This window comes from Aureibacillus halotolerans, from assembly GCF_004363045.1.
GTDB lineage: Bacteria > Bacillota > Bacilli > Bacillales > DSM-28697 > Aureibacillus > Aureibacillus halotolerans.
This window is the reverse complement of sequence record NZ_SNYJ01000006.1, coordinates 205,781-222,090: the sequence shown is the minus strand read 5'-3', so window position 1 is coordinate 222,090 and position 16,310 is coordinate 205,781. Positions and strand designations below refer to the sequence as shown.

The window sequence follows — 16,310 nt, the reverse complement described above, 5'->3', positions numbered from 1 at the left end:
CAGCGCGAGCTGAAGATCCCCTCGGAAAGCCATGCTTTTTCGAGGAAGCTGAAGCCGTGCCCCACAGAAAGCGAAGTATGTTGACGGAGCGGTCGACATTCCCGTGCACCCTAGCGCATCTTCAACTCGAAAGGACCTCATCGTGTTTTCTTAGTCGTGGAGTCTCGCTAGTCGTCGCTTTTGGTTATGATAAAGGGCAGTGAAGGGTTGCCAAAGAAACTCCAGAAGCAATCCTATGATGTGGTGATTAGTACCTATGCCATGCATCACTTGGCAGACGAAGAGAAAGTCGACTTCATCAAGCAGTTATTTTCTGTTCTTAATGTAAATGGACGAATTTTAATTGGTGATATTGCCTTTCCTTCTCGTCAAGAGCTTCTCTTTTGTAGGGAACAAGCTGGAGATGACTGGGATGAAGAGGAGTATTATTTCGTCTTTGAAGAGTTAAAAAGTGACCTTAAAGCCATTTGTTATTGCGCTTTTCATCCGTATTCGTTCTGCGGAGGCGTGATTGTGTTGAGGCCGATTCAAAAAGAGGCTTAGGTGATGAAAGGGGGCAAGGAAAATTTTTGCCACCATCATTAGATCGACTAGGGACACGCTTGCCAGTAAGACGCAGTGTGCGACACTTTTTATTATTAATTTTTATAAAACGCTTACAATTAAAAATCGTGTTGACAAACTGAATTTCCAGGATTATGATGTGATCAACTTCATAGCTATCTCATTCATGATCGCTTAATTTTTCATTTGAAAAAGCGGGGGACCCATTTATGTGGCAAGTCCACTTGGGGTGAATCCATTGCGTGCAATGGTAGGGTGACTCTTACACCCGAATCCGACAGCTAACCTCGTCAGCGTGTAAAGAGAAGAATGTCTAGACCTTATTTGCGTACGCATTTTTGTCGTGCACGTAAAAGGCGGTGAGACGCTCCTTCTCACGGCCTTTTTTTCGTGCCTAAAAAGGAGGGATGGGATAGCTTGGCAAGTTTGTATGAAAGATAGTGGTCAGGGGAGGTTAAGAATGGATATTCTCATGGTGGTACTAATGATTGCTTTAGGAGGCGCACTATTTGGTTTATTAAAATGGAGTACGAATCTGATAGAGAAAGGTGATTTACATGATTGACGTTATCTTGATGATCAGTGCCGTTGTTGCTTTTGGTTATTTAGCCTATGCATTGTTACACCCAGAACGGTTTTAGTTTAGGAGGGAATGACGTTGGAGATTTCAATGATTGCAGTTGTTGTGACGCTACTCGTCTTGGCTATTGTGGCAAAGCCAACTGGGCGCTATGTAGCGATGGTTTTTTCTCATGAAAAAACCAAGCTGGATCGAGTATTTATGCCGGTTGAAAACGGATTGCTTAAACTTTCTGGGGTATCAAGCGAAGAGCAATCTTGGAAAAAATATGCGTTTACTTTATTGCTAGTGAATGTTGTGATGATTGCGATGGTGTATGTGATCTTTAGGCTTCAGGGAGTACTTCCATGGAACCCGACGAACATCGCAGGGATGGAACCTTCAACAGCCTTTAATACGGCGATTAGCTTCATGACCAATACAAACTTGCAACATTACAGTGGAGAAACAGGGTTGTCCATGTTTTCTCAGCTTACAGGGATTGTTTTTCTGATGTTTACTTCTCCTGCAACAGGATTGGCTGTTGCGATGGCCTTTATACGAGGAATTAGCGGCAAACCAATAGGGAACTACTACGTCGATATGATCCGGGCGATGACGCGAATCTACCTCCCGGGTGCTATCGTGATTGGGGTCATTTTCATTGCCCTAGGCATGCCGCAAACCCTCTCACCTAGTATAACAGCTCAGACACTGTCTGGTGTAGAACAAACCATTCTGAGGGGTCCGTTTGGTGCGTTTGAAGCCATTAAACAATTGGGAAATAACGGTGGCGGTCTGGTTGGAATGAATTCCGCCCATCCATTTGAAAATCCGAATGGCATGACCAACGCTTTGCAAATCATTTGTATGCTATTGCTTCCCGCATCGCTGCCTTTTACATATGGGTACATGACGAGAAACAAAAAGCAGGGATCGGTTTTGTTTGGTGCAATGGCAGCGATGTTCATCGTTTTCTTGAGCATCTCCATTCTTTCCGCAAGTGGAGGAAATCCTGCGTTAGAAGATCTTGGTCCTATAGCGTCAGGAGAGAGCATGGAAGGAAAAGAAACCCGATTTGGTGTTGTTCAATCGTTATTGTTCGCCATTACGACCACTGCCTCTGAAACCGGAGCGGTCAACGCCATGCATGATTCATTGCTGCCAATCGCAGGTATGCTTGCGCTGGCGAACATGATGTTGAATACCGTTTTTGGCGGTGTTGGAGTAGGTCTGATGAACGTCTTGCTATATGCCATCCTCGCTGTGTTTATTGCCGGCCTGCTAGTCGGTAGAACGCCTGAGTTTTTAGGCAAAAAAATTGAAAGCAAAGAGATGACGCTACTTGCGCTGACATTGTTGGTTCAGCCGTTAATGATTCTCGGATTCTCAGCACTTGCAGTATCCACAGGCTGGGGTACTGAAGGGATTAGCAACCCCGGTTTCCATGGTTTGACACAAGTGGTTTACGAGTACACCTCCTCGGTGGCGAATAATGGATCTGGTTTTGAAGGCCTTGGGGATGCGACCCCATTTTGGAATATCACTACAGGGATTGCAATGTTCATCGGGCGTTATTTTTCCATTGTTGCCTTGATGGCTGTTGCTGGATCGCTCGCGATGAAAAATACGGTCCCGCAAACAACTGGGACGTTCCGGACGGATCAGCCACTTTTTGGCGGTATCTTAATCGGTACAACGTTCATCGTTGGCGCGTTGACCTATTTACCAATCTTGGTACTCGGACCGATTGCCGAGCTACTGACACTTTCTTAGGAGGCGCTTAGTGATGGCAGAACCAATGATTTCAGAACAAACGTCGGCGCAAAAAAAGCGTCTTTTTACGAAAGAGCTTGCGAGTCAGGCACTCATTGATGCATGTGTAAAGCTTCATCCAAAACATATGGTGAAAAATCCAATTATGTTTCTTGTCGAGGTAGGGTTTATTGCTGCACTTATTTTGGCATTTGTTCCGCGATCACCAGAATCGACAACAGAAGGTTGGTTTTCCTTAAGCGTAGCCATCATTCTTTTGTTTACGATCCTATTTGCCAATTTCGCGGAAGCATTGGCTGAAGGTAGAGGGAAAGCACAAGCAAATTCTTTAAAAGAAGCGAAGCAAAGCATTACGGCTCACCGTTTGTCAAAGGCGGGAGGTGTAGAAGATGTCCCTTCTACTGAGCTAAGAAAAGGCGATGTCGTTGTCGTGTCTGAGGGGGAGTTTATCCCTGGTGATGGCGAAGTCATTGAAGGAATTGCCACAGTGGATGAGTCAGCCATTACAGGAGAATCAGCGCCTGTCATGAAAGAGGCAGGTGGCGATTTTAACTCGGTCACTGGAGGTACGCGTGTGGTTAGTGACCAATTGACCATTTCAATCGTCAGTCAGCCAGGTGAATCCTTTCTTGATCGCATGATTTCACTAGTTGAAGGGGCAGAGCGACAAAAAACACCAAATGAACTTGCATTGCACACTGTACTGATTAGCTTAACGATGATTTTCTTAATGGTCGTAGTGACGCTGCCGTTCTTCACGAATTATCTCGGGTTTTCAATCGATCCAGTGATTTTGATTGCATTGCTCGTCTGTTTAATTCCAACAACGATTGGAGGACTACTCAGTGCGATCGGTATCGCCGGAATGGATAGGGTGACTCGATTTAACGTCCTAGCGATGTCCGGCAAAGCTGTCGAGGCAGCGGGTGATATCAATACGATTATTCTAGATAAAACAGGAACGATCACTTTTGGTAATCGGATGGCCGCATCGTTTGAGCCAACAGGATCTCATGAAATGGATACATTAATTGAGGCAGCAGTGATGACATCTTTGAATGATGAAACGCCAGAAGGACGATCTGTCATAGAATTGGCGAAGAAACAGTGCGTTGAGTTAGACAAATCGACAATGGAAGAGGCAACAGTAGTTCCATTTACAGCCCAAACGAGAATGAGTGGCATGACGCTTCCTGATGGAATGGAGTTTCGAAAAGGTGCTGTTGACTCAGTGAGTCAATGGATAACCTCACAATCAGGAACAGTGCCACTTGATTTGAAGGAAAAAGCAGAGCGAATCTCAAAGCTTGGAGGAACACCTCTTGCAGTGGCCGTCAATGACCAGATTTTAGGGTTGATTTATTTAAAAGACACTGTAAAACCGGGCATGAAAGAACGTTTTGATAAGCTGCGTGAAATGGGCATAAAGACCGTTATGTGTACAGGTGATAACCCCTTGACGGCAGCGACAATTGCGAAAGAAGCAGGTGTTGATGAATTCATTGCTGAAAGCACACCTGAAGATAAAATTCGCGTCATTCAATATGAACAGGCAAAAGGGAAGCTCGTCGCCATGACAGGAGATGGAACAAATGACGCCCCTGCCTTGGCACAAGCCGATGTCGGTTTAGCTATGAACAGTGGGACAGCCGCAGCAAAAGAAGCAGGCAACATGGTGGACCTTGACTCCAACCCAACCAAAATCATTGAAGTCGTAGCTATAGGCAAACAGCTGTTGATGACAAGAGGCGCATTAACGACATTTAGTATTGCCAATGACGTTGCCAAATACTTTGCCATTATCCCAGCCATGTTTATGACAGCTATTCCACAAATGGCCGCATTAAATATTATGCACCTGTCATCACCAACATCCGCAATCTTATCTGCGTTGATTTTCAATGCCATCGTAATTCCTGCGCTCGTCCCTTTAGCCATGCGAGGCGTTGCTTACAAGCCAGGTAATTCAATGGAGCTATTGAAGCGAAACATGTCTATATATGGACTGGGAGGGATTCTTGTCCCATTCATAGGAATTAAAGTAATTGACATTTGTGTTGCTCTTTTTATCTAGTAAGGAGGCAAGAATATGAAAACAATTGGAGTTTCATTATGGAGTGCGCTACGTTTTAGTCTTGTTGGCATGATCATTTGTGGCTTGTTGTATCCTTTAGGCATGACGGCTATTGGGCAAGGTTTGTTCCACAAAAAAGCTGAAGGTCAATTGATTTATAATGAGGAAGGGAACGTGATCGGCTCTGCACTTATTGGACAACAATTTACCGAGCCTGGGTACTTCCACGGACGTCCATCAAGTATTGAATACAATGCAGGGTCTTCAGGGTCACCAAACTTTGCACCATCAAATCCTGCATTAGTAGAACGAATAAATGCTTCCATTGAGCAATGGGAGCAAGAGAATCCAAACGTGCCGATTGAAGACGTCCCTCAAGAACTACTAACAAACTCAGCGTCAGGACTTGATCCACATATCTCTGAAGCATCGGCACTTGTTCAAGTGCCAAGAGTGTCGGAGGCAACAGGGTTGTCAGAGGAAACTCTTCAAGAATTGATTACCGCAAACACACAGGGTCCTTCACTTGGTTTATTCGGTGAAGCAGGTGTTAATGTGTTAGAGCTGAATATAGACATCAAGGCATTGGTAGAGGATAGTCAATAAAATGGATTCATCCTTTCCATTTCGTAAAAAAACACCTGATGAGCTATTGGAGGAAGTCAAGCGAGACCAAAAAGGGAAGCTGACGATTTATATTGGTTCTGCCCCTGGCGTCGGAAAAACCTTTAGGATGCTTCAAGAGGCGCACGAACGTAAACAAGCTGGCGTGGATGTTGTCATCGGCTTGATTGAGACACATGGGAGAGCTGAAACAAAGGCGTTAATCGAAGGTCTTGAAATCGTCCCACTCCAGAACATGGTGTATAAAGGTCGTACATTTCAGGAGTTGGATATAGATGCAATCATCGAGAGAGCGCCAGGTGTTGTATTGATTGATGAGCTTGCTCATACGAATATTCCAGGCAGTCGAAACAATAAAAGGTATCAGGATGTACTCGATGTTTTAGATAAAGGCATCGATGTCATATCCGCCGTCAACATTCAACATCTGGAGAGTCTGCATGACCATATCCAACAAATCACAGGGGTGGCTGTGCGAGAGAGAGTTCCTGATTTCATCTTGCAATCAGCCTCAGAAATCCTGTTGATTGATGTGACGCCTGAGATTTTGCAGCAACGATTAAAGGCGGGGAAAATCTATCACTCATCAAAAATACAGCAATCCCTTATGCATTTTTTTACTTTAAATAATTTGTCCGCCTTAAGAGAAATCGCATTGCGAGAAGTTGCTGATGATGTGGATGAGCGTCTGGAAAAAAGTCACGTCTTAACAGGCAGTGAGGCACCAACGACTTCAGAAAGAATTTTAGTCTGTGTTCAAAACAATGCCAATGCTGAAATGTTAATTCGTCGAGGCTGGCGAATCGCCAAACGCTTAAATGCCCCGTTGTATGTGCTTCATATTATTCAAAACAATTCATCTGCCAACCCCCATTGGCAAGAGCTTTGTGAGCAATTTAATGCCATTTTCATTAAGGAGAAAAAACTTGATCGAACTGTCCCAGCGGCGATTAGTGATGTAACAAAGCGTTACCGAATTACGCAACTTATTCTAGGGCAGTCTGCTCGGAGCCGGTGGGAAGAAATCTTTAAAGGATCGATCGTCAACACCATGATGCGTCATATGACTGGTGTTGACATTCATATTGTGGCAGATAAACGAAACGAATAAGAAAAAAGCTGCGGATGGAATTTATCCGCAGCTTTTTTTCTAGACTTAAATTACTGAATAAAAGAAGCATTGACGAGCTCGGTGAAATCAGGTTGTTCATCGTAAAATTCAAGATCAAAGGAAGAATCACCAAATGCCTGAATTGTTTCGGGATCTACGTCATACGTAAACTGCGTTCTTTCAAAAGCGCGCTCCATAATCGTGAGCTCAAGCTCTTGCTTTGTAATGTCTTTGATCCCTGCAATGGTAATATCAATTGCTTCGTCTTTGTTGTTTTGAATGAAATCAATGGATCTTTTGTGTGCAGAGACAAGTTTTTCAACCACATCAGGATTTTTTTCTAACAGCTTCGTGCTCGTTGCAAAGACAGCTGCTGGCAATGTTTCGCCAAAAGAAACTTCGTCCCAATCGATGATGACGTTCGCACCGTCTGCTTCAATAACGGACGCCCAAGGTTCAGGGGCAACCGCAACATCAACCCGACCTTGCTTTAACATCCCAAGATATTGTGCCGGTTTTCCTGTGACATGTTTCAGTGTGCCGCCCGTCCGATTAGACGTAAGCCCTTTTTCTTTCATAAACGTTTCAAATTGCACATCATGTGTACAGCCAATGCCTGGTGTTACAAAAGTTTTTCCATCCATGTCCTCTGGGGTCGTAATACCGCTTTGTTCGCTAGCGAGGACGACAGTCCCACCAGTAGATGATCCCGCAACGACCTGTACTTTTGCACCAGAGACAAAATTGTTCATCGCTGGTCCTGGTCCGACAAGTCCGGCTTCAATTTCACCTGCTTGGAGCGCTGTCATGAAAGTGCCCCCGTCGGCAAATGTCTTGTATTCTACTTGGACGTCGTCTCCAAGAGTTTCTTCGTAAAAGCCTTTTTCTCGTGCAACCATAGCAGGTGTATGGTTGATGTTTGGGAAATACCCAATGGTGACGGTTGTTTTTCCTTCGCCTGCGTTTGAAGAAGAGCTCCCACAACCGCTGATGACGAAGAGCAGAAGCATCGAAAATACGAAAATGATCTTTTTCATAGGAAGTTCTCTCCTTTTATATGTTTTTTGATAAACCCCAGCGCCGCAACACCGAGCGTTCAATTTTTTGTAAAATAAATTGGTCCACACAAGCCCCGATCACCCCTATGATAATGATGACAGCAAAAACGACTTGGGGTTGCGCAAAATCACTGGCGAATTGAAGGGTGTACCCTAATCCTCCTCCAATTCCACCAAGCATTTCTCCTGCCATCAATCCCCGCCAACCAAATGCCCAGGCGAGCTTTAGGCCAGTGACAGCATAAGGCACAGAGGAAGGAATCATGACTTTAAAGAAAAGATCAAGGCCCGAGGAGCCCATTGTTTTGGCTGCCTGCACATAAAGTGGGGGGACATTCATCATTCCGACACGCATGTTCATCGCCATAACAAACGTTCCACCAATGACGATGACAAAAATAATGGCCGAGCTACTGAATCCAAACCATAAAAGGGCAAGCGGCACCCAGACAATGCCGGGAACACTTTGTAAGGCCAAGATCATTGAGCCCAATGTGTCGTCGGCTGTCTTTGATTTTGCCAATAAAACACCAAGGCTTGTGCCGAGGAAGACGGAAATGGCGAGACCGACAATGAGATGCTTAAAGCTTTGCAAAATGGCTTGTGGCAGCGAGCCATCCAAAAAGCCTTCATACAGCGCAGATGCCACAGCGAGCGGTTCAGGAAATTGACTTTGGATGTTAATTTGCAATGCAACGAGCTGCCAAATACCAATGAGTACAATATAAAATGCAAGACGTTTTACAAAGACTTTCATACTTGATATTCCTCTTCTTTGACTTTTCGAATTTCTTCAGACAATAATGCAAGCACGCGCTCTTCAAGCGGCACTAAATCCTGCTTGTTTCTTCTTGGACGAGGCAAATCAACAGGAAACTCTGTAAGAATTCGTCCAGGCTGCGTCCCCATGACCACAACGCGATCGGAAAGCTGAATAGCCTCGGATACGGAGTGGGTAACGAAAACAATCGTTTTCTTTGTTTCACTCCAAATCCCCTCCAGTTGATCATGCAAATGCATGCGAGTTTGTTCATCCAACGCCCCAAACGGTTCATCCATAAGCAACAACTTTGGGTCCATTGCTAATGTTCGAGCGATAGCGACCCGTTGCTGCATTCCTCCAGAAAGCTCATGAGGATATCGTTCTTTGAATTTACTCAAGTGAACCATCTTTAGAAATTTATCTGCAATTACAGTCTGTTCTGTTTTGCTGTGCTTTTTTCGCAGAGGGAACCGAACATTATCAAGAACCGTCATCCATGGGAATAGAGCAGGTTGTTGAAAGACAACGCCTCGGTCTGGTCCAGGTTTGGAAATGGACTGACCATCCAATAAGATAGTGCCGTCACTGGCTGGTAGGAGACCAGCAATGATGGAAAGGAGCGTTGATTTCCCACAACCAGAAGGACCAAGCAACGAAATAAATTCGCCCTCGTCAATGGATAAATTGATGTCAGACAATGCCGTGAATTTTGTCTGCTGATCGATATGAAAATGTTGATTTATATGAGATAGCTGTAGAAACATGTGTCACAACCCTTTTCATTTAAAACTCATTTACTTGGTGGGTATAGTATATACGCCAACCGCATGTTCAATGACAGATGCCTAGATTATAAGCAAGAGTTTTCATTTGACCATATCCTATGATCCCCCAAAATAAGAGCATCGTTAGAAAGAAGCTAAAGGAGGCACCTCGTCTAGAAAGAAACCGAGAGCCGATAGAGTAAAAAACACACATGATCAAAAAGAAAAGAAGTGGGATCAGCAAAAGGCCTTGAAATGGGGTCACCCAGTAATAATCATAAAATGGAATAACGATTGTGGTATACCATTCATAAAAAAAGACGTAGTACAGTCCAGCTAGGAGAATAAACAATGCGATTCCAAAAAGCAGAGACCCCTGCCATAGTCGTTGTACGTGCAAACCCACACCCCCTAAACCAACCGTTTTTATAGGTATAATCAATTTTATGTAATTGTGTGATAGTAGTCAATGTTTTTTTTGAGAAACAATCCACTTCAAGTACGGAAGTGGATTGTTTCATGACAAGTCGTTAGGTGATTGTGACGCCTGCACTGACATATCCAGACACAGAACCAACCAACAAATTCGTAGCGGAAACGACGAGAACTAAACGAGTTCCTGCGGTGACAGCAGCGCTGAGTCCGTTCAAGTTCCCTCTTGCAATGTCCCCAAGATTTATTGGAGCAGAGAGGGGGGAGAGTGCGAGTAATGTGCTGGCAATAGGCGTTAAGATATTTGTGGCTGGTGCAGCTGAAGCATACAATTGAATACGGATGGTGGTAGTTCCCAACAAGGATACAGCGGTCGTAGCACTGAAAAAGCCACTCATTGAAGTAATGGTCCCTGTCCGTGGAACCATAAAAGCATAGTTGATGGCTTGTGTTCCTCCACCAGTCAAGTCGACCTGACCCGTTCCGAGTAAGTTGAGTCCAGTTGTGCTATTTCCAAAGCCAATAAGACTAATTGTTCCGATCAGCCCGCCAACAACTGTTGTGAGTGTAACGGGGGCCGCAGATGCATACGGAATAATTGCCCCCACCCCAGTAGGACCTGTAACTCCTGTCGGTCCAGTGGCTCCAGTGGCTCCGGTAACAGAAACTCCAGTTGGACCGGTGGCTCCAGTAGCCCCGGTGGCCCCGGTAATGGAAAGCCCAGTAGGTCCCGTGGCTCCGGTAACGCCGGTAGCACCGGTGATGGAAAGTCCGGTAGGCCCTGTTGCACCCGTAGCACCAGTGGCCCCAGTGACGGAAAGTCCAGTAGGTCCCGTGGCCCCCGTAGCGCCGGTGGCCCCGGTAATGGAAAGTCCAGTAGGTCCCGTGGCCCCCGTAGCGCCGGTGGCCCCAGTGATAGAAAGTCCGGTAGCACCAGTAGGTCCAGTAACGCCAGTGATAGAAAGCCCGGTTGATCCTGTAGCGCCGGTGATAGAAAGTCCAGTAGGTCCGGTTGATCCTGTAGCGCCAGTAGCTCCAGTGATGGAAAGTCCGGTAGGTCCAGTGGTTCCCGTAACGCCGGTGGCGCCAGTGATGGAAAGCCCAGTAGGTCCAGTGGATCCAGTAGTGCCGGTAGCCCCGGTGATGGAAAGCCCAGTAGGTCCAGTCGCTCCCGTAGCGCCGGTAGCGCCAATGATGGAAAGCCCAGTAGGTCCCGTGGCACCAGTAACGCCGGTGGCGCCAGTGATAGAAAGCCCAGTAGGCCCGGTGGATCCCGTAACGCCGGTAGCTCCGGTGATAGAAAGTCCGGTAGGTCCCGTGGCTCCTGTAACTCCGGTGGCTCCGGTGATGGAAAGTCCGGTAGGTCCAGTAGATCCTGTAACGCCCGTGGCCCCGGTGACGGAAAGTCCAGTAGGTCCCGTGGAACCAGTAGTTCCGGTAGCGCCAGTAATAGAAAGCCCGGTAGGTCCAGTGGTTCCCGTAACGCCGGTAGCTCCGGTGATGGAAAGTCCGGTAGGTCCGGTGACCCCCGTAGCTCCGGTGTTCCCGGTGATGGAGAGCCCAGTAGGCCCCGTGGTCCCCGTAGCGCCAGTGGCCCCAGTGATGGAAAGCCCAGTAGGTCCAGTGGAACCCGTAGCGCCAGTGGCGCCAGTGATGGAAAGTCCGGTAGGTCCCGTGGGTCCCGTAACGCCAGTGGCTCCGGTGATGGAAAGCCCAGTAGGTCCAGTTGCTCCCGTAGCGCCAGTGGCTCCGGTGATGGAAAGCCCAGTAGGTCCAGTTGCTCCCGTAGCGCCGGTGGCTCCTGTGATAGAAAGTCCGGTAGCGCCAGTAGGTCCAGTAAAGCCAGTGGCTCCGGTGATGGAAAGTCCGGTAGGTCCGGTGGTTCCCGTAACGCCGGTGGCCCCGGTGATGGAAAGTCCAGTAGGCCCGGTGGTTCCCGTAACGCCGGTGGCCCCGGTGATGGAAAGTCCAGTAGGCCCGGTGTTCCCCGTAACGCCAGTGGCTCCGGTGATAGAAAGCCCAGTAGGTCCAGTGGAACCTGAAACGCCGGTGGCCCCGGTGATGGAAAGTCCGGTAGGTCCAGTGGTTCCTGTAGCGCCGGTAGCTCCGGTGATGGAAAGCCCGGTAGGTCCCGTGGCACCCGTAACGCCGGTGGCGCCAGTGATGGAAAGCCCAGTAGGTCCCGTGGGACCTGTAGCGCCGGTGGCTCCAGTGATGGAAAGTCCGGTAGGTCCAGTAGACCCAGTAACGCCAGTGGCGCCAGTGATGGAAAGTCCGGTAGGTCCAGTGGGTCCCGTAACACCGGTGGCGCCAGTGATGGAAAGTCCGGTAGGTCCCGTGGGTCCCGTAACGCCAGTGGCGCCAGTGATGGAAAGTCCAGTAGGTCCAGTGGCCCCCGTAACGCCGATAGCACCGGTGATGGAAAGCCCGGTAGGTCCAGTTGAACCCGTAGCGCCGGTGGCCCCGGTGACGGAAAACCCGGTAGGTCCAGTGGCTCCTGTAACACCAGTTGTGCCGGTGATGGAAATTCCCGTAGGTCCCGTGGCTCCTGTAGCGCCGGTGGCCCCAGTGATGGAAAGTCCGGTAGGTCCCGTGGAACCCGTAGCGCCAGTGGCTCCTGTAATGGAAAGTCCGGTAGGTCCCGTGGTTCCTGTAGCGCCAGTGACCCCAGTGATGGAAAGTCCAGTAGGCCCGGTGGCACCAGTAACGCCAGTGGCGCCAGTGATGGAGAGTCCGGTAGGTCCAGTGGGTCCCGTAACGCCAGTGGCTCCGGTGATAGAGAGTCCAGTAGGTCCAGTGGCGCCAGTGATAGAAAGCCCGGTAGGTCCGGTAGCTCCAGTAACGCCAGTGGCCCCAGTGACGGAAAGCCCGGTAGGTCCGGTAGCTCCAGTAACGCCAGTGATAGAGAGTCCAGTAGGCCCGGTGGCACCAGTAACGCCAGTGGCCCCTGTGACAGAAAGTCCAGTAGGTCCAGTGGAACCCGTAGCGCCAGTGGCTCCAGTGATGGAAAGTCCGGTAGGTCCGGTGGCTCCAGTAACGCCGGTAGCACCAGTGATGGAAAGTCCGGTAGGTCCAGTGGAACCCGTAGCGCCGGTGGCGCCAGTGATAGAAAGTCCAGTAGGTCCAGTGGTTCCTGTAGCGCCAGTGGCGCCAGTGATGGAAAGCCCGGTAGGTCCCGTGGCCCCCGTAGCGCCAGTGGCTCCGGTGATGGAAAGTCCGGTAGGTCCCGTGGCCCCCGTAACGCCGGTGTTCCCGGTAATGGAAAGCCCAGTTGGCCCGGTGGTTCCCGTAGCGCCAGTGGCGCCAGTGATAGAAAGCCCGGTAGGTCCCGTGGTTCCCGTAGCGCCAGTGGCGCCAGTGATAGAAAGCCCGGTAGGTCCCGTGGTTCCCGTAACGCCGGTGGCCCCAGTGATAGAGAGCCCAGTAGGTCCCGTGGTTCCCGTAACGCCGGTGGCGCCAGTAATAGAAAGCCCGGTAGGTCCAGTGACCCCCGTAACGCCGGTAGCTCCGGTGATAGAAAGTCCAGTAGGCCCGGTGGCCCCCGTAGCGCCAGTGGCCCCAGTGATGGAAAGTCCGGTAGGTCCGGTGGCCCCCGTAGCGCCAGTGGCCCCAGTGATGGAAAGCCCAGTAGGTCCAGTGGGTCCCGTAACGCCGGTAGCTCCGGTAATGGAAAGTCCGGTAGGTCCAGTGGCGCCGGTAGCCCCGGTATTAGAAAGCCCAGTAGGTCCGGTGGCTCCAGTAACGCCGGTAGCTCCTGTGATAGAAAGTCCGGTAGGTCCGGTGGCTCCAGTAACGCCGGTAGCACCAGTGATGGAAAGTCCGGTAGGTCCGGTGGCTCCAGTAACGCCGGTAGCACCAGTGATGGAAAGTCCGGTAGGTCCAGTTGAACCCGTAGCGCCGGTGGCGCCAGTGATAGAAAGTCCAGTAGGTCCAGTGGTTCCTGTAGCGCCAGTGGCGCCAGTGATGGAAAGCCCGGTAGGTCCAGTGGCCCCCGTAGCGCCAGTGGCTCCGGTGATGGAAAGTCCGGTAGGTCCAGTGGCCCCCGTAACGCCGGTGTTCCCGGTAATGGAAAGCCCAGTTGGCCCGGTGGTTCCCGTAGCGCCGGTGGCCCCAGTGACAGAAAGTCCGGTAGGTCCAGTGGTTCCTGTAGCGCCAGTGGCGCCAGTGATAGAAAGCCCGGTAGGTCCAGTGGTTCCCGTAACGCCGGTGGCCCCAGTGATAGAGAGCCCAGTAGGTCCAGTGGTTCCCGTAACGCCGGTGGCGCCAGTAATAGAAAGCCCGGTAGGTCCAGTGACCCCCGTAACGCCGGTAGCTCCGGTGATAGAAAGTCCAGTAGGCCCGGTGGCCCCCGTAGCGCCAGTGGCCCCAGTGATGGAAAGTCCGGTAGGTCCGGTGACCCCCGTAGCTCCGGTGTTCCCGGTGATGGAGAGCCCAGTAGGCCCCGTGGTCCCCGTAACGCCCGTGGCGCCAGTGATAGAAAGCCCGGTAGGTCCCGTGGCTCCCGTAACACCGGTGGCTCCGGTGATGGAAAGCCCGGTAGGTCCAGTTGCTCCCGTAGCGCCAGTGGCTCCGGTGATGGAAAGCCCAGTAGGTCCAGTTGTTCCCGTAGCGCCAGTGATAGAGAGTCCGGTAGTTCCTGTGGGTCCCGTAACGCCAGTGGCTCCAGTGAAGGAAAGTCCGGTAGCGCCAGTGACCCCAGTGATGGAAAGTCCAGTAGGCCCAGTAGCTCCCGTAGCGCCAGTGACCCCGGTGATAGAAAGTCCAGTAGGTCCGGTGGCTCCAGTAACGCCGGTGGCGCCAGTGACGGAAAGTCCAGTAGGTCCAGTGACTCCAGTAGGCCCGGTGGCTCCAGTGATGGAAAGTCCGGTAGCACCAGTAGGTCCAGTAACGCCAGTGGCTCCGGTGATAGAGAGTCCAGTAGGTCCAGTGGAACCAGTAGCGCCGGTAGCTCCAGTGATAGAAAGTCCGGTAGGTCCAGTAGATCCCGTTGCACCTGTGACGCCAGTGATAGAAAGCCCAGTAGGTCCAGTGGAACCTGTAACGCCGGTGGCCCCGGTGATGGAAAGTCCGGTAGGTCCAGTGGGTCCCGTAACGCCAGTGGCCCCGGTGATGGAAAGCCCAGTAGGCCCGGTGGCACCAGTAACGCCAGTGGCGCCAGTGATGGAGAGTCCGGTAGGTCCAGTGGGTCCCGTAAAGCCAGTGGCTCCGGTGATAGAGAGTCCAGTAGGTCCAGTGGCGCCAGTGATAGAAAGCCCGGTAGGTCCGGTAGCTCCAGTAACGCCAGTGGCCCCAGTGACGGAAAGCCCGGTAGGTCCGGTAGCTCCAGTAACGCCAGTGATAGAGAGTCCAGTAGGCCCGGTGGCACCAGTAACGCCAGTGGCCCCTGTGACAGAAAGTCCAGTAGGTCCAGTGGAACCCGTAGCGCCAGTGGCTCCAGTGATGGAAAGTCCGGTAGTTCCTGTGGGTCCCGTAACGCCAGTGGCTCCGGTGATGGAAAGCCCGGTAGGTCCCGTGGCTCCAGTAGGCCCGGTGGCGCCAGTGATGGAAAGCCCAGTAGGTCCCGTGGCTCCAGTAGCGCCTGTGACGCCAGTGACGGAAAGCCCAGTAGGTCCTGTTGAACCCGTAACGCCAGTGGAGCCAGTGATGGAAATTCCGGTAGGTCCAGTAGATCCAGTAGCCCCAGTGGCCCCAGTGACGGAAATTCCGGTAGGTCCCGTAGCTCCAGTAACGCCAGTGGGACCAGTGATGGAAAGTCCAGTAGGCCCGGTGGTTCCCGTAGCGCCGGTGGCCCCGGTAATGGAAAGTCCAGTAGGCCCAGTTGAACCTGTAGCGCCAGCAGGCAAAAGTATTGAGTAATCAGGAGAAGTATCAGGGAAGCCAAAAGGAGATGACACATTAGCTAAATAAAGGCCACCATCAAAAGTAACGACTTGCCCTGCTTGATAGCTTGGTGCCTCTGCTGGATTAAACGCGACAACTCCATCTAGCCCTATTCCAGTAGCTCCCGTAGCACCAGTAGCCCCAGCAGGTAGAAGTAATGAGTAATCAGGAGAAGTGTCAGGGAAGCCAAAAGGAGCTGAGACATTAGCAATAAATAGGCCGCCATCAAAAGTAACGACTTGCCCCACTAGATAGCATGGAGCTTCTCTCGGGTTAAACGCAACAACTCCATCTAGCCCTATTCCAGTAGGTCCAGTGGCGCCGGTAGCCCCTCTAATGCCTGGACAACCCCGAGGTCCGCGTGGTCCATGGGGGCCAGGTGGACAATTATAATGACTTGAATCAGATGACTCGCTCATGTATATAAAAGGATCATCTTGAGAAGGACATTCACAAAAGAAGCCATTCCTTATCGACTTAGATGAGCGAGTTATCAGTTTTTGGCAAAGGGGGCAACGCAAAAAAAAGAGACGTTTTATTCCTTTCACCTCCAAAACACAAGAAAATGGTATATGTTAGACTATGTCATCTTGTTCATTTCGTGAGACCAATAGTCATGACCATTAGAGGGCTCTCATCTTTTACATGAAGTCTTTTCAGCATTCATCACAAAAAAATGTTAAATGGTCACCACATTTTCTATTT

At 50.3% G+C, this 16,310-nt stretch carries 10 protein-coding genes and 1 riboswitch; of the genes, 6 read left to right on the top strand and 4 right to left on the bottom strand.

Translation table 11 applies throughout. The features are described from left to right. Nucleotides 1–207: 207 nt before the first annotated feature. The 6 genes from EV213_RS09595 to kdpDN all read left to right on the top strand — a co-directional run bounded on the left by EV213_RS09595 (nt 208) and on the right by kdpDN (nt 6,708). Nucleotides 208–543 carry a class I SAM-dependent methyltransferase gene (locus EV213_RS09595; protein ID WP_133580301.1) on the top strand — a complete coding sequence of 112 codons (336 nt, stop codon included), beginning with the start codon at nt 208–210 and terminating at the stop codon, nt 541–543. 182 nt (nt 544–725) lie between these two features. Then, a riboswitch (cyclic di-AMP (ydaO/yuaA leader) is annotated at nt 726–876 on the top strand. Nucleotides 877–1,121: 245 nt separating this feature from the next. Then, nucleotides 1,122–1,205, top strand: coding sequence for a potassium-transporting ATPase subunit F (locus EV213_RS21325; protein WP_424923040.1), 84 nt, complete (start codon nt 1,122–1,124; stop codon nt 1,203–1,205). Nucleotides 1,206–1,228: 23 nt separating this feature from the next. Continuing rightward, nucleotides 1,229–2,899 carry a potassium-transporting ATPase subunit KdpA gene (kdpA, locus tag EV213_RS09585; protein WP_133580315.1) on the top strand — a complete coding sequence of 557 codons (1,671 nt, stop codon included), beginning with the start codon at nt 1,229–1,231 and terminating at the stop codon, nt 2,897–2,899. A 13-nt stretch (nt 2,900–2,912) separates the two neighbouring features. Then, nucleotides 2,913–4,973, top strand: a complete 2,061-nt coding sequence (kdpB, locus tag EV213_RS09580) for a potassium-transporting ATPase subunit KdpB (RefSeq protein ID WP_133580299.1) — start codon at nt 2,913–2,915, stop codon at nt 4,971–4,973. Between the two features lie 15 nt (nt 4,974–4,988). Beyond that, nucleotides 4,989–5,579 (top strand): potassium-transporting ATPase subunit KdpC, encoded by a 591-nt coding sequence (gene kdpC / locus EV213_RS09575; RefSeq protein ID WP_133580298.1) that lies wholly within the window; start codon nt 4,989–4,991, stop codon nt 5,577–5,579. A 1-nt stretch (nt 5,580) separates the two neighbouring features. Further along, entirely contained in the window at nt 5,581–6,708 is a 1,128-nt protein-coding gene (gene kdpDN / locus EV213_RS09570) for a KdpD-like non-kinase potassium sensor (protein WP_133580297.1), read from the top strand. 50 nt (nt 6,709–6,758) lie between these two features. Here kdpDN and EV213_RS09565 read toward each other — a convergent pair whose 3' ends face one another. The 4 genes from EV213_RS09565 to EV213_RS09550 form a co-directional block, all read right to left on the bottom strand. After that, on the bottom strand, nt 6,759–7,745 hold the full coding sequence (locus EV213_RS09565) for an ABC transporter substrate-binding protein (RefSeq protein ID WP_133580296.1): 987 nt from the start codon (nt 7,743–7,745) through the stop codon (nt 6,759–6,761). A 16-nt stretch (nt 7,746–7,761) separates the two neighbouring features. Next, on the bottom strand, nt 7,762–8,523 hold the full coding sequence (locus EV213_RS09560) for an ABC transporter permease (protein WP_133580295.1): 762 nt from the start codon (nt 8,521–8,523) through the stop codon (nt 7,762–7,764). Next, complete coding sequence (locus EV213_RS09555; protein ID WP_133580294.1) at nt 8,520–9,293, bottom strand: ABC transporter ATP-binding protein; 774 nt, start codon at nt 9,291–9,293, stop codon at nt 8,520–8,522. Before EV213_RS09555 ends, EV213_RS09560 begins: the two co-directional genes overlap by 4 nt. 530 nt (nt 9,294–9,823) lie before the next feature. Then, entirely contained in the window at nt 9,824–16,024 is a 6,201-nt protein-coding gene (locus tag EV213_RS09550; RefSeq protein WP_243740052.1) for a hypothetical protein, read from the bottom strand. Nucleotides 16,025–16,310: the final 286 nt, after the last annotated feature.

Coding starts and splice junctions, on each gene's coding strand:
- EV213_RS21325 (WP_424923040.1), top strand. CDS start 1,122: ATGATTGACGTTATCTTGATGATCAGTGCCGTTGTTGCTTTTGGTTAT.
- kdpB (WP_133580299.1), top strand. CDS start 2,913: ATGGCAGAACCAATGATTTCAGAACAAACGTCGGCGCAAAAAAAGCGT.
- kdpC (WP_133580298.1), top strand. CDS start 4,989: ATGAAAACAATTGGAGTTTCATTATGGAGTGCGCTACGTTTTAGTCTT.
- kdpDN (WP_133580297.1), top strand. CDS start 5,581: ATGGATTCATCCTTTCCATTTCGTAAAAAAACACCTGATGAGCTATTG.
- EV213_RS09565 (WP_133580296.1), bottom strand. CDS start 7,745: ATGAAAAAGATCATTTTCGTATTTTCGATGCTTCTGCTCTTCGTCATC.
- EV213_RS09560 (WP_133580295.1), bottom strand. CDS start 8,523: ATGAAAGTCTTTGTAAAACGTCTTGCATTTTATATTGTACTCATTGGT.
- EV213_RS09555 (WP_133580294.1), bottom strand. CDS start 9,293: ATGTTTCTACAGCTATCTCATATAAATCAACATTTTCATATCGATCAG.
- EV213_RS09550 (WP_243740052.1), bottom strand. CDS start 16,024: ATGAGCGAGTCATCTGATTCAAGTCATTATAATTGTCCACCTGGCCCC.